Here is a 14,484-nt window from a genome sequence, read left to right on the forward strand (position 1 = left end):
TAGTGTTTACCCTTCTAAAAGCGCCTGATACAGTAGCTGTTTATCACCGATTTCTACGATAATCATAGAGAAAGAGTTGTTATTGGTAGCGAAAAATGACGTGCCAGCCTTCAATTTTGTGGCATAGCAATTTTTAAAGAATAGCGTAGAAGTTGTCCTCTTAGCAATTTCTCCAAGCTTTTCGCCCTTTATGTAGGTCGAGCTATCTAGCCACTCTTCCTCTGTAACATTACGATAGACGACATCTTTGTATTGTAAAATATCAGCTTGTGGATTATCAGCAAGAATAGAGCGAGCTGTCGGGTTTGTCTTTACAGCAGATGAACATCCTACTAAAATAAATAACATTACAAGCTGATAGATTAGTATTTTTTTCATAACCAATTACCAACCTTTTATATGAAATAAAATGCTCTCCTAACACTATCAGGAGAGCATTTGTTATTATTGCATTTCTTTTGTTGGGCCCATCACAGCTGGCACTGGTAAGCCTGCTTGACGTAATAATACGGTCATTTGTCCACGATGGTGTGTTTGATGGTCAATGAAAATGCGCAATATGGCACCACGTTCTGTAGGTCCCATCAGGCCTTTCACTTCCACTAGCATATCTTCATTTGTTAGCTTAGCTACTTCTTCTTTTATCGCCTCTGTTGCATTTTCATAGGCAGTGACAATTTCTGCTGCTGTTGCAGGAATCGGATCATCTTTACCAAGCATTGGCACAGTCAAGCCTGCTAAATAGCCAAAATAACCAATTGCGCCTACTAAATGCCAGCCCAACCAGCCAAGTGTACTATGTCCTTCTACAATACTTTGTCCTAGCTTTTCATCTGTTACAGCTTGTAATACTTGCAAAGTACCTTTTGAAGCGTGTGACCATTCTTTTAAAAAATCATCTACTTGTCGATACATCGAACAGACCTCCTACAATGTTTACTTCTTTTCTATCATACAAAAAAAAGTGAACTATTTACAAGTTCTGATTTAAGTTTACATAATATTATTATTTGATATAAATGTATCATTCCTATATTGTGTATATAATAAAAGAAAACAGCGGAAGGAGTTTTGAAGATGAGATACCTCTTATTTATCCTATCCTTACCTCTTTTACTGATTGGTTGTACCCAGCAGCCTAGTGATATAACAGCTGATTTGCCAGTGACACCAACATTGCTATCCCTTTTCCCACCTGATGGCTCAACAGCTTATTTCCAAGGAGAAGGCAATGAGTTTGCTAGCTATACGGTGCACACCACTTATATCGACACCCAGCATATTGCTCAAATAGAGGATAATGGTGGTGTCACGTTATTAAAAGTTTATCGTATCACAGAGAAAGCCATTGAGCTTGTATTACAAGAAGTCGTAGAAGAGTCTCCAGCGATTCCAACCGCACAGCAAGTTGCTTCCCTCCCTATTTTGGAAACGGTATTGCAGTCACCATTACAAGCAGGTCAGCAATTTCATGGTTGGACGATTGTTTCCACGACTGAAACACTTACCATTGGTGACACAATCTCCCAAGATGTCTTGTTAGTCGTGCGCAAGGAAGATACGACAACGACACGGAAATATTTTGCTCCACATATCGGCTTATTACGTACAGAATATGAAATGCAGGAAGACGCTTTTGTCGTTACATCCACTTTAACTAAAATCGAATAACAACAATCATCTGTGCATACAAAAAAGGCACCCTATGTGTATAGGGCGCCTTAATTTAACGAAAGTAATTTTAATTACCGAGAATTAAAGTTTAGTTACGTTAGCAGCTTGTGGTCCGCGGTTGCCATCTACAACTTCGAACTCAACTTTTTGACCTTCGTCAAGAGTTTTGAAACCTTCGCCTTGGATAGCTGAGAAGTGTACGAATACATCGTTTTCGCCTTCAACTTCGATGAATCCAAAACCTTTTTCTGAGTTAAACCATTTTACTGTACCTTGTTTCATTTAAGAAAACCTCCAAAAATAAAAGTAAACAATATGTAATTTCTTCAACGAATGAAAAAAATTCACATATTACAAAGAGTACCGAACTAACGCGATCACTTTTTGTAATATGTGAATTCATGTTTCCGGTGAAGCAATTAAATTGTTACATTCAGTATAACTCTCATTCATAAATTTGTCAAATAAAGAAAAAATGTTTTTTGATTTATTTTAAAATTCCTTCAAATCAGTCGTTTGCATGGCGATAATCCCGTGATAAATTTGTACATCATCATCACAGGAATCACAGTAACACATTTCATTATCAGACCAAAATGCCCAATATTTGTCCTCTTTTACTGCTTCATGCTGATAGATTGAACGAAAATGTTGGAGCTTTTGTTGCAACACTGCTTCAAATTGTTCTTTCGTCTCAAAGGTTTCCTCTGTTTGAATCCATTGCTGCCACCCTTCAAATTGCCACCACGGTTCATAATCTGCTTTCATATAAACAATTGTATACAAATGACCATTCCTATCCTCATAAGATAGTTTCATTATTCACAAACACCATTGAAATGTCTATTAAAAGCACTTGGAATATGCTATCATATTCTTGATATTCATTATTTTGGAGGTAGGTATACGATATGTTTTCAGCTATTCGCCCTAAGGCAGAAATTGATGAACTACTACAGCGAGGTACTGATTTACAAGCAACAGGTAGATTTCATCAAACGTTAGCATTTAACCATTTTCGATCACAAGATGAACAAAATTTACAAACGCTATACCATAAATTAACGAACATTACTCCTTCTATGAATACGATTTTTAAGACATACTTACAGGAGCTATCCCCTTCTTCTCAGCTAGCTATTCGTGAAGAAGATATTCAGGAGTACTTGACACAATTTTTCTTAGCTACTCGTGATGATACATATGTCGATCGTGTCGTGACATTTTTCAATTTATTCAGAAAAAATAACTATGAACCAGGCAAATTAATTGTTATCTTCAATCAATTCGCCTTTTATATTACAACTTATATTTTACATAATTTCGGCTTGAAGCCACAAAAAGCATTTGAATTATTAAAATCCTTCCAAGCTGCTGTCAATGTAGATCAGGAATTGCTTGTGGAAGTATTAACAGAGCGAGTGCTTGAAAACGTTGTGAGTGAAATTTCTTCTTTAATGGATACCAATGCAAAAATCATGTATATGAAAGACTTAGTATTTAGCTTAGATAAACAAAATGATGAAATTCAATCATCTACCGCAGCAACAGAGGAAATTGCTGCCTCTATTAACGAAGTGGCACGTATGGCTTCTCATATTTCAGAAAAAACAACGGAATCTGTCGCTCATGCAGTGAATGGGAAAAATGCCATTGAACATGCACTCGCTGATATTTTCAAAACAGAGCAAACGTTTACAACAATTGTCGCATCCTTTACAGAATTACAAAAACGTGTCAATGATATCGAAAATGTCGTGACACTTATCAATCAAATAGCTGACCAAACCAATTTATTAGCATTAAATGCATCCATTGAAGCTGCACGTGCTGGTGAGCATGGTAAAGGTTTTGCTGTTGTCGCACAGGAAGTTCGCAAGCTAGCTGAAAATACAGTATCTGCATTGAGTGATGTGTCAGCAAATGTGCAGCATTTAAAACATTATTCCAATGATGTCTCTACCTCTATTACAGATACAACAACGATCATTAAAGAGGCAGTTGTAGAAGCAAAAGACTCCCTGCCGTTATTGAATGTCATTGTGCAAATTATTGAAGATATTAATGTCGATGTGACAAATACGGCAGCCATCTCTGAAGAACAAGCAGCTGCTATCGATGAAGTATCAGCAAGGATGCTAGCTATTGCAGATTTACAGGAAGATATTCGCCGCTATAGTCAAAATACGTCCAGTGATATTCATTTGCTAGGAAAAGAATTGAACCGCTTCCGCAATGATATTATTGCCAATAATAATATTCAGTTATCATCTATTGCTCTATTGCAATTATCCAAAGCTGACCATATTTTATGGAAATGGCGCATTTATAATATGTTCTTGAAGCTTGAACATATTGAAGTGAACGACATTTCCTCCCATAAAGATTGCCGTCTTGGTAAATGGTATACATCTGAACGATCTATCAAACGCTTTGGACATTTGCAGGACTATCGTGATTTAGACATTCATCATGCACATGTACATCAATCAGCTAAACTCGCTGTTGAAGCCTATAAAGCTGGAAATATTCAACAAGCTGAGATACATTTAAAAGATATCGAGCAAGCGTCTGAGCAAGTTCTCTACCATATCAATCATTTAATTGCCTATTTAGAAAATGAGCGAGCTGGACATTAACGAAGGAGGATATGACGTGTATAAACGAGCATTGATTAAATTTTTTGGAGATGTCTATGGCACAGGCTATCGTTTTTTCATCAAACAAAAAGCGATGGAATTAGGGTTAAAGGGCTATTGCAAGCTGAATCAACAAGAACAAATTGAAGTAGAAGTCGAAGGCCCTCAAAAAGCAATTGATGAATTCCTTCACTTTGTACAAAAAGGTGTAAGCTTACAAGCGGATTCTAATTCCTTTACATTGGAAATATACGATGATCTTAAAGGCTATGTACGCATGGAGTCAGACATTGTTTAATGTTTGGCTCTTTTTTATGACAACATTGACATGTGCCTATCTCACTTGATGATTCACCATTATACCGACAAGTATTTTCATTGAGAAAAAGAGCAATTCGCTGTAAACTTTATATAAGACTTTGTGAAACTTTTTGTCGAATATTTCGTAATACAACTATAGATACACTGAGACAAGGAGGAAGAATCATGCTCACTGTTGGACATTTTTTTTCTAGACATACTGCGAGCTTTTTACTATCATTGACGACTGTTTCCATTACAGCCATTGCGACCAACCCAGGACTCTTCCTTGGTAGTTTATTATTTGCTGGGACCTATACAGCGAGCACAACGCTGCTAAAATATAGACAAAGGCGCAAATTTATGCAACTTACAGGTATTACAAAAGAAGAATATCAACATATTAGTGCATTGCTTACAACCGCTAATAAGCAACTTCAAACATTAAATCAAAATTATTTACGTGTGCGTTCGATTTCTGCCTTTAAACAATTACTAGAAATTACACGTGTCTCCAAAAATATTATGAAAATCGTGAAAACAGAGCCACGTAAATTTTATCAAGTAGAGTCATTTTTTTATGCCCACCTTCCCTCTGCAGTGGAACTAACAGAAAAATATTCTTTACTCTCTAAACAACCTGTCAAAGATGCTGAAATTCAATTAACCTTGTCTAAAACACGTGATACATTGACAGACTTAAATGACACGATTAAAGGTGATTTAAAGGATGCGCTTGCTGACGATATCGACCATCTACAAATGGAAATTGAATTTGCGAATCGTTCCAATAATAGACGTAGAGAGCAATTAGAATGGCGAGGCGAGGATAAATGACGACGAATGATTATGGATGGCAATTGCAAACATTGCAAGGTGTTTCCCCACTTGTACAAATGTATTTAACAGCAGATAAAACAGAGGCGATGGCGACCTATAACACGCTATCGCCTTTTGCGCAAAGTCAAGCTTTAGTGTATGCAGGTCAGTTACAAATGGATAGTTTTGACTCGATTTTAACATTAGGACAACATACACAGCGAGGGCTTTCTCAATTTGCGGATCGTATGCTTGCGCAAGTCAAACAAAAAGACGTCACGAAAATTGGACAAATGCTGGACTCTCTAATGCAGACACTTGATCGTGTAGATCCAACCGTATTAGAGCCTAAAAAACAAACATTGATGCAAAAATGGTTTGGCTCAAAAACGGCTCCCACTATCAAGCAAACATTGACGGAATTTGAACGCATAAGTATTCAAGTAGAGCGTATCGGTGTGCAATTAGAACGTGCTCAACTGCAACTGCTTCAAGATATTGAATTTCTAGAGGAGTTGTATACACAAAATCATGCTTTCTTTGAGGAATTAGCGACAGCGATTGCAGCAGGACAAATGAAGAAGCACCAAGTAATTGAAGCAGAGCTTCCTGCGAAAATTACACACGCCCAAACAGCACAGCAAGCTTTAGCCGTTCAGCAATTAAATGATTTTGTAGCACAATTGGAGCGTTTAGATCAGCGTATTTATGACCTGCAAATTTCACAGCAAGTTGCCCTGCAAAGTGCACCACAAATTCGCATGATTCAGCAAGCCAATCAAACATTGGCAGAGAAAATTCAATTTTCGATTGTTACATTGATTCCTTTATGGAAAAGCCAATTAGCTATGATGCTCTCTATGCAAATGGATCATCACTATACACAGCTAGAGGAACGGCTCTCACAAGCAAATGAGCGCTTAACGAACCCCGCCTTCCAGCAACAGGTTGCAACTTTTAAAGCCACACAGCTTGAATTACAAGCGGCTATTCAAGATGTTGCGACATTGCATCAACGAACAGAGCAGGAAAAACAGCAGTTACTAAAAAAAGGATGATTCAGTCATCATACTGAACCATCCTTTTGTTTTAAGCGAAGTAGTCTTTATAATAGCCACCGATAAGACCTGTATTGTCGATAATGAATACGAATTCCTCTGTTTCATTTTTCACTTCATATTCTTTGCCGACTGTTAAAACGTTGGATACTAAATATTTAGATGCATTTGTATGCTTACATGTCACTGTACGAATTGTAGGCGCATCTTTCCATTTTAAATGTAACATTGTTTCTCTACCTCTCTTTACTAGCATTACGCTATCGTCTACTATTTATTTTATACTATTCTCAAGTCTTTGTGGAGAAAAAAGTATTTTATCACCGTTCAGTAATGGTTCTAAGCTTCATGCCATATTTGGACAAATATCATTCATTGTGAGGTGTTCTATTTATGAGCTTTGGCGGTCTACCACAATGGTTTTTCATCATTGCTGTAGCATTTGCGATTTGCTTCGTATTATATGCTGAGTGGAATTCGAGAAAATAAGTGAGCTTTTTATATGCTCACTTATTTTAATGTTCGTTTTAAAAATTCCTTGGTACGTTCGTGCTTTGGATTGACAAGTACCTGCGCAGGCGGTCCCTCTTCTACAATCACACCTTTGTCCATAAATACGACACGGTCTGCTACTTCTTTAGCAAACTCCATTTCATGTGTCACAATGAGCATCGTATTCCCCTCGTCTGCCAATCGACGCATGACTTTTAACACTTCTCCTACCATCTCTGGATCTAATGCAGAAGTCGGTTCATCGAATAACATCACATCAGGATTCATCGACAACGCACGCGCAATCGCTACACGTTGTTTTTGACCACCTGAAAGCTGACGGGGCTTCGCATGAACATATTGATCCATGCCAACAATTTGTAAGTAGTTTAAGGCAATCTTTTCTGCTTCTGCCTTTGAACGCTTCAATACTTTAATTTGGCCAACCGTACAATTCGTTAGGACATTATGATTATTAAATAAATTAAATTGCTGGAACACCATTCCTAAATGTGTACGATATTCTTGAATATTATGCTTTTCATCTAAAATATTTTCACCTTGGTAAATAATTTGCCCACCGCTCGGTATTTCTAACAAATTAATACAGCGTAGTAAGGTAGATTTTCCTGAGCCAGATGAGCCGATTAAACAGACAACCTCGCCTTTTTCTACTTGAAAATTAACATCCTTTAACACTTGGTTACGCCCAAATGATTTACTTAAATGCTCGATTTTAATGACTGTCATTTGTTCGTCCCCCTATAACGTTTCTTTCGATTGTTTTTGATAGGCATCTGGCCCATCTAAACGTTTTTCAACATATAGTAAAATTCTTGATGCTGTAAATGTCATAATGAAATAGAGTACACACGCCACAAAAAATGATTCAAAATAGCGGAAGTTATTACCTGCTATCGATTTTGTTTGGAAGAATAGCTCTGTTACACTAATAACATTCAGTACAGCTGTATCTTTAATGTTCATAATTAATTGATTGCCTGTTGCAGGTAAAACATTACGTGCCACCTGTGGTAACACAACATTCAGCATAATTTGTAAATGATTCATACCAATCGCTGATGCTGCCTCATATTGCCCTCTATCAATGGATACAATACCACCGCGCACAATTTCAGCCATATATGCTCCTGTATTTAAGGATACGACTAAAATTCCAGCCGTAATAAAATGCATATCAATACCAAATGCTATATCTAAACCGTAATACATAACCATTGCTTGTACAATCATTGGTGTACCACGGAAAAATTCCACATAGCATGTCAAAATAAAATTAACGAGCTTCAAACTATAAAATTTGATACCCTTTTTACGAATTTTAATCGTATGCATAATTCCGATGAAAAACCCTATTAATGCACCAATAATTGTACCAATAACAGAAATCAGTAATGTATAATAGGCACCACGTAAAAACATTTGCCAGTTGTTTTGAACAATTGAAATAATCCATTCAAGACTCATGTTGTCCCTCTTTTCTCGCTGCAAAATCCATTCCGTCTCGGGCTGCTCCTCAATAGCTGGAGCTTACACGGGACATTTATGCCTTTTTAATAGCTAGTACGGGCTGTATATCACAGCCCGTTCTAAGCCTTATTGTGCTGCTGGTTGTTGTGAAATTGCTTCTTCCATTATTTTTTGACGCTCGTCTTCAGAAATGCCTTTTAAAATTTCGTTGATTTTATCTAAATCGGCATCACCTTTACGCATACCTACTGCAATCGATGTATTCGAAATGTCTGTATCAAAACCTTCTTCAAATGACACAAATGTAAACTTATCATTCGCTTGCTGTGCTGAAATACCTTCTGGACGTTCTGCTACATAACCATCGATTTTACCCGCCTCTAATGCTACACGCATTGCTGGGAAGCTATCCATTGCTGTTTGCTTCTCTACCCCTTTAATTTGATCAATGACTGTGTAATTCGATGTGTTCAATTGAGATGTCACTTTTGCACCTGCAAAATCCTGGATTGATTTTGCTTCTTCGTACTTACTACCTTTTTTAATAACCATAACAAAATCGGAAGTGTAGTAATTTTCGGTAAAGTCAATTGTTTGCTTACGTTCCTCTGTAGGTGACATACCTGCCACAATCGCATCAATTTTGTTAGATTGTAGTGCTGGCACTAAGCCGTCCCACTCCATTTTCACAATGACTAATTCTTTACCTAGGCCTTCAGCGATTTTTTTCGCCATTTGTACATCATAGCCACCTGCATATTCAGCATTATCTGCGATTTTCACTGCACCATTCGCATCGTCTTGCTGTGTCCAGTTAAATGGTGCATAGCCTGCTTCCATCCCAACACGGAATTCACCACCGCTTGTTTCTTCATCACGGCCAATATCCTCTGATCCACTTTTTTTGTCCCCTGTCCCACACGCCGCTAATACTAGTACTAGCATCAATGTGATGACCATCCATAATTTTTTCATGTCAAACACTCCTTTTACGTAATTTCTTTTTTTAAAAGTATAGACAGTCGAGAAAATAACTCGCTGCCTCCAAAAAAATAAGACAACTGTACCAAAAAAGACCTAAGCTATGAACCTAGGTCTTACTTTTATCGACAGTTGCCCAAATCCTCACTTATATTCCCATGTTTCCGAGATAGCACAACCTAGTAAAATTGGAAAAATATTCACTAGGACAGTTCTGTACTTATTCAATACAGACCCAGCATAAAAGTACGAGCTCCTTTTACACTTCGGCGATAGTTCCTTCTTCATTGCGTCTTCGCTTGCTTGTAACTCAACAATAAACTAATAAATATCGCGCCTCTACCTCACCCATGTCTAAAGTGAGGTTTATATATTTAATTGATACATAGATACTACTATAATTATTCTGCATCCGTCAAGCGTATTTTAGCATTTTTCTGACAATGGCGCATAAGATTTATTTTTGTGGCTGTTCTATTTTGCTATTCATATATATAACCGTAACAATAATAAATAAAATAAACGCTGGGAATAAAAATATACTGTCATACTGGCTACGTAAAATGGTCACATTCATTAGCTTAGTAATCGGCATACAAATTATTATAAAATATAAATTTTTCACGAATTTTATGCATATCCTATCCCCTTCATCAACCAGCTTTAAAGAGCCTATCTATCACTTTACCACAAAAATACGAAAAAGCTCCCTTGCCTAAGCAAGAGAGCCTTTATCTATTAAGAGTTTAATAATAAATCTTCTGGGTTCTCAATTAGTTCTTTCACCGTTTTTAAGAAACCAACAGAATCTTTCCCATCAATAATTCGGTGGTCATAAGACAGAGCCACATACATCATTGGGCGGATTTCTACTTCACCGTTAATTGCTACTGGGCGTTGAACGATCGAGTGCATACCTAAAATTCCTGCTTGTGTACCATTCATGATTGGTGTAGACATAAGTGAACCGAACACACCACCATTTGTGATAGTGAATGAGCCACCTGCCATATCATTTAGACCTAGTTTTTTATCGCGCGCTTTACCAGCTAGCTCTGCAATATTTTTCTCAATTTCTGCAAAGTTTTTGCTATTTGCATCACGAACTACAGGCACAACTAGACCTTCTTCTGTCGATACAGCAATACCGATATCGAAGAAGTTATTTAAGTGAATTTCATCACCTTGAATTTGTGCATTTACATATGGATATTTTTTCAATGCTGCTACTACTGCTTTTGTGAAGAATGACATAAAACCTAGTTTAATATCATTATCTTTCACAAATTGCTCTAGTTTACGTTTACGCAATGCCATCACGTTTGTCATATCAATCTCATTAAATGTTGTTAACATCGCTGTTGATTGTTTTACTTCTAATAAACGTTTTGCAATTGTTTGACGACGACGAGACATTTTCTCAATTGTGACACGATCTGTTTCTGAAGCAGGTGCAAACACAACTGGACCATTCGCTGGTGTCACAACAGGCGCTGCTACTACTGGTGCTGTGCCATGTGCAGATACATCTTGTACACGTACACGTCCTTGTGGATCTACTGGTGAAACGGCTGCAAGGTCAATACCTTTTTCACGTGCCAGTTTACGTGCTGCTGGAGAAGCAATTACACGTTCACCTGTCGATTCTTCGACAACAGACGTTGCAACTGGTGCAGAAGCAGCTGCTTGTGGTGCTGCTGGCGCAGGTGTTACTTCAACTGGAGCCACTGGTGCTGGTGCTGCACCTTCTCCTGCTTGAACAACTGCTATTACTTGGCCTACAAGTACTGTATCGCCTTCTTCAGCTAAAATTTGTGTTAATACCCCTGCTTCTTCTGAAATGATTTCAGCGTTTACTTTATCTGTTTCTAATTCAACGATGAATTCACCTTTTTCCACACGATCGCCCACTTTTTTAACCCACTGGGCAATTGTACCTTCTGTAATCGATTCTGCTAATTCAGGGACTTTAATGTCAGCCACTTTCATTTCCTCCTTTAATTTACGTGCTTATTTGCACATCAAAGGGCTACTACCTAAGGCAAGTAGCCCGAGTTTATTAGTTCAAAACTTATTTAACCTTTACTGGCTCTGCAACTGCTGCTTCAATCAATGCTGCTTGAGCGGCTTTATGTGAATCTGCATCTCCCTCAGACGTAGAGCTCATTGTTGGGCGTCCTACATAGCGTAGTTTTTTCCCTTCTGCAAGCTCATACAATGTCTCCAATGCATAATTCCATGAACCTTGGTTTTTCGGCTCTTCTTGTACCCATACAACTTCTTGAACATTTGGATATTTAGCGATGATAGCCGCAACTTGCGCTTTTGGGAATGGGTAAAGCTGTTCTACACGAATAATGTGTAAGTGATCGAAACCTTCACCATTTTTAACATGGTCAGCTAAATCAATCATCACTTTTCCTGTTCCTAAAACAATGCGTTCCACTGCTTCTACATTTGTACCTAAGCCTGGTTGTTCAATCACTTCTTGGAATGAGCCTGTTGCTAATTGCTCTGCACTTGCTGCTGCTAATGGATGGCGTAGCAAATACTTCGGTGATACGACAACAAGTGGACGAACACCTTCTGTACCTAGTAATGCTGCTTGGCGGCGTAATAAGTGGTAATAGTTACCTGCATTTGAACAGTTCACTACAAACCAGTTATTCTCTGCTGACATTTGCAAGAAACGTTCCATACGGCTTGATGAATGCTCAGGCCCTTGCCCCTCATAACCGTGTGGTAATAACATCACTAACCCCGATTTTTGTCCCCATTTTGCACGTGCACCTGAAATAAAGTTATCAAACATCACTTGTGCCATATTCGCAAAATCACCAAATTGTGCTTCCCACACAACTAGAGCATTGCTTTTCTCTAAGCTATAGCCATATTCAAAACCAACAACACCCGCTTCTGTTAGTGGTGAGTTATACACAACAAACGAGGCATTAGCATCTGAAATATGGTGTAATGGTGTAAATTCTTTACTATTGTTTTTATCATGTAACACAAGGTGACGCTGTGAGAACGTACCACGTTGTGCATCTTGACCTGTAAAACGGATTGGTGTGCCATCTTGAATAATCGTTGCATATGCTAATGTTTCTGCATGTCCCCAATCGATTTTTGCTGATGTAAAGGCATCACGGCGTTTTTCTAAAATTTTACCTAATTTTTTTTGAGGTTCAAAGTTTTCTTCAAACACTAATAATTCGTCATTAATTTTAGTTAAACGCTCCATCGCTACAGCCGTTTTCACTTGTGGAAATTCGATTTTTAGCTCTTCAGGCATTTCTGGTTGTTGATGATCATCTTGTGCCTGCATTTCCTTCACATGATCGTAAGCTGCCTGCATTTCTGCATAAGCTGCCACATCCACTGCCGCGACTTCTTCTGCTGTTACAAGCCCCTCTGTTACTAATTGTGCACCATATAATGCACGAACTGTTTCATGCTGTGCCACTAATTTATATGTTTCAGGATTTGTCACTGTTGGATCATCTGTTTCATTATGACCATGACGGCGGTAACCAATTAAATCAATGACAATATCTTTACCAAATTTTTGTCGGTATTCTGCCGCAAATTGTCCTACTTGGACAACAGCTTCTGGACTATCTGCATTCACATGTACAACAGGAATTTCATAGCCTTTTGCAGGGTCAGATGAGTACACAGTTGAACGTGAATCATACAATTCTGTTGTAAAACCAATCATGTTATTGGCAATAATGTGAATTGTACCACCTGTTGTAAAGCCTTCTGTTTTGGCAAAGTTCATCACTTCTGTCACAATCCCCTGTCCTGGGAATGCGGCATCACCATGAAGTAAGATGCCTAAACCTTTTGAGCTATCGTGCTGTACTGGCCCTGATTGTGTTGTATCATCCTGTGTCGCACGTGTCGCACCAAGAACAACAGGGTTCGCCACTTCTAAATGTGATGGGTTATAACTAAGTTTTACTTTCATACCTGACTCACGCGTGTAATTGGCACCCATATGGTACTTCACATCACCTGTCCAGCCTTTTGTAATTTCAAGTCGCCCATCTTCTGGCATAAATAAATGATTTGCTACATGTGCAAAATCAGAGAACATCATGTCATACGGTTTGTGTAAAATATGTGTTAATACATTTAAACGACCACGGTGTGCCATCCCAATGCGCACTTTTTCTACACGGTTTGCCTCTGCCGTGTTTAAAATTTCATCGAGTAGGATAATTTGTGTATCTAACCCTTCACCTGAGAAACGTTTTTGACCAACAAATGTTTTATGAATGAATTTTTCAAAGCTTTCTACATGTGATAAACGATCTAAAATTGCTTTTTTACTTTCAGGTGCTTGTGCTTGTTTGAAAAAGCCTGATTCAATTTTAGATTGAATCCAATCACGCTCTTCTGGAACTACAACATGTCGATATTCAAATGCGACTTTGTCTGTATAAACTGCTTTTAAATAATCGATTGCATCTTTGCCATTTTTCACATTAGCTGGCACATCTTTGAAGAATACTGTTGCTGGTATCGCAGCTAAATCTTGTGCACTCAAATGGAATGCGCTTTCTTCAATTTGCTTTGTGTTACGCGCACGATTATTTAATGGATAAATATCAGCAGCTAAATGCCCATGACGACGAATCGCATCTGCTAAATGGATTGCGGCTAATGTTTTTTGTAAATCACCAGTTGGAGCCGCTGCGGGACTAGCTGCTACCGCTACTTCCCCTTCTACCACTACTGGTGCGCCAAATTGTTGAAATAATAATGCAAGCTCTGGCTCTACTTCTTCAGGAGACTGTAAGAACAAGTCATACTGCTCCATCACATATCCTAAGTTAGGACCCGCAAAAGCTGACCATGGGGAACTTACAGGTGTAACGTTGTTCGACATGAAAAATGACCTCCAAATTTTGCCTGTCGGCAGTTCCATTGTAAATTACAATTTATTATATAATATTTTACCGCTCTTTTAAAGGATGGTTCATACACTCATTCCATCACGGCAAGAACATTTTTTCCATTTC

The 14,484-nt window shown here is 38.1% G+C and carries 15 protein-coding genes and 1 riboswitch; of the genes, 5 read left to right on the forward strand and 10 right to left on the reverse strand.

From position 1 onward, the window contains the following. Positions 1-6: 6 nt before the first annotated feature. Complete coding sequence (locus OPF91_RS11365) at positions 7-378, reverse strand: hypothetical protein (RefSeq protein ID WP_264988863.1); 372 nt, start codon at positions 376-378, stop codon at positions 7-9. A gap of 66 nt (positions 379-444) precedes the next feature. Next, complete coding sequence (locus tag OPF91_RS11370; protein WP_264988864.1) at positions 445-915, reverse strand: DinB family protein; 471 nt, start codon at positions 913-915, stop codon at positions 445-447. Positions 916-1,077: 162 nt separating this feature from the next. Between OPF91_RS11370 and OPF91_RS11375 the strand changes: the two genes are divergently transcribed. Further along, positions 1,078-1,671, forward strand: a complete 594-nt coding sequence (locus OPF91_RS11375) for a hypothetical protein (RefSeq protein WP_264988865.1) — start codon at positions 1,078-1,080, stop codon at positions 1,669-1,671. An 84-nt stretch (positions 1,672-1,755) separates the two neighbouring features. Here the strand turns inward: OPF91_RS11375 and OPF91_RS11380 are convergent, their stop codons facing one another. After that, complete coding sequence (locus tag OPF91_RS11380; protein WP_004230088.1) at positions 1,756-1,956, reverse strand: cold-shock protein; 201 nt, start codon at positions 1,954-1,956, stop codon at positions 1,756-1,758. Between the two features lie 210 nt (positions 1,957-2,166). Then, positions 2,167-2,493, reverse strand: a complete 327-nt coding sequence (locus tag OPF91_RS11385) for a DUF1033 family protein (protein ID WP_264988866.1) — start codon at positions 2,491-2,493, stop codon at positions 2,167-2,169. A 92-nt stretch (positions 2,494-2,585) separates the two neighbouring features. Here OPF91_RS11385 and OPF91_RS11390 point away from each other — a divergent pair, with 92 nt between their 5' ends. The 4 genes from OPF91_RS11390 (at position 2,586) to OPF91_RS11405 (ending at position 6,490) form a co-directional block, all read left to right on the forward strand. After that, entirely contained in the window at positions 2,586-4,313 is a 1,728-nt protein-coding gene (locus tag OPF91_RS11390) for a methyl-accepting chemotaxis protein (protein ID WP_264988867.1), read from the forward strand. A gap of 16 nt (positions 4,314-4,329) precedes the next feature. Beyond that, a complete protein-coding gene (locus tag OPF91_RS11395) occupies positions 4,330-4,611 on the forward strand; it encodes an acylphosphatase (protein WP_264988868.1) in 282 nt (93 codons plus the stop codon). A 188-nt stretch (positions 4,612-4,799) separates the two neighbouring features. Further along, complete coding sequence (locus OPF91_RS11400) at positions 4,800-5,450, forward strand: 5-bromo-4-chloroindolyl phosphate hydrolysis family protein (protein ID WP_264988869.1); 651 nt, start codon at positions 4,800-4,802, stop codon at positions 5,448-5,450. Next, a complete protein-coding gene (locus OPF91_RS11405; protein ID WP_264988870.1) occupies positions 5,447-6,490 on the forward strand; it encodes a toxic anion resistance protein in 1,044 nt (347 codons plus the stop codon). The genes OPF91_RS11400 and OPF91_RS11405 overlap by 4 nt, the downstream gene beginning before the upstream one ends. A 31-nt stretch (positions 6,491-6,521) precedes the next feature. Here the strand turns inward: OPF91_RS11405 and OPF91_RS11410 are convergent, their stop codons facing one another. From OPF91_RS11410 to OPF91_RS11435, 6 genes are all read right to left on the reverse strand, one after another. After that, positions 6,522-6,719, reverse strand: a complete 198-nt coding sequence (locus OPF91_RS11410; RefSeq protein ID WP_264988871.1) for a DUF6501 family protein — start codon at positions 6,717-6,719, stop codon at positions 6,522-6,524. A gap of 281 nt (positions 6,720-7,000) precedes the next feature. Continuing rightward, positions 7,001-7,732: an amino acid ABC transporter ATP-binding protein gene (locus OPF91_RS11415; protein ID WP_264988872.1), complete on the reverse strand. Its 732-nt coding sequence runs from the start codon at positions 7,730-7,732 to the stop codon at positions 7,001-7,003. A gap of 12 nt (positions 7,733-7,744) precedes the next feature. Then, the gene (locus OPF91_RS11420) at positions 7,745-8,470 is read right to left on the reverse strand and encodes an amino acid ABC transporter permease (RefSeq protein WP_264988873.1); all 726 of its coding nucleotides are present in this window, start codon (positions 8,468-8,470) and stop codon (positions 7,745-7,747) included. 129 nt (positions 8,471-8,599) lie between these two features. After that, entirely contained in the window at positions 8,600-9,448 is an 849-nt protein-coding gene (locus tag OPF91_RS11425) for a transporter substrate-binding domain-containing protein (protein WP_264988874.1), read from the reverse strand. A gap of 168 nt (positions 9,449-9,616) precedes the next feature. Continuing rightward, a riboswitch (Lysine riboswitch) is annotated at positions 9,617-9,804 on the reverse strand. A gap of 388 nt (positions 9,805-10,192) precedes the next feature. Beyond that, positions 10,193-11,437: a 2-oxoglutarate dehydrogenase complex dihydrolipoyllysine-residue succinyltransferase gene (gene odhB / locus OPF91_RS11430; protein ID WP_264988875.1), complete on the reverse strand. Its 1,245-nt coding sequence runs from the start codon at positions 11,435-11,437 to the stop codon at positions 10,193-10,195. An 88-nt stretch (positions 11,438-11,525) separates the two neighbouring features. Then, on the reverse strand, positions 11,526-14,351 hold the full coding sequence (locus tag OPF91_RS11435) for a 2-oxoglutarate dehydrogenase E1 component (RefSeq protein ID WP_264988876.1): 2,826 nt from the start codon (positions 14,349-14,351) through the stop codon (positions 11,526-11,528). Positions 14,352-14,484 lie beyond the last annotated feature (133 nt).

The organism is Lysinibacillus piscis, from assembly GCF_026012395.1.
Taxonomy (GTDB): domain Bacteria; phylum Bacillota; class Bacilli; order Bacillales_A; family Planococcaceae; genus Lysinibacillus; species Lysinibacillus piscis.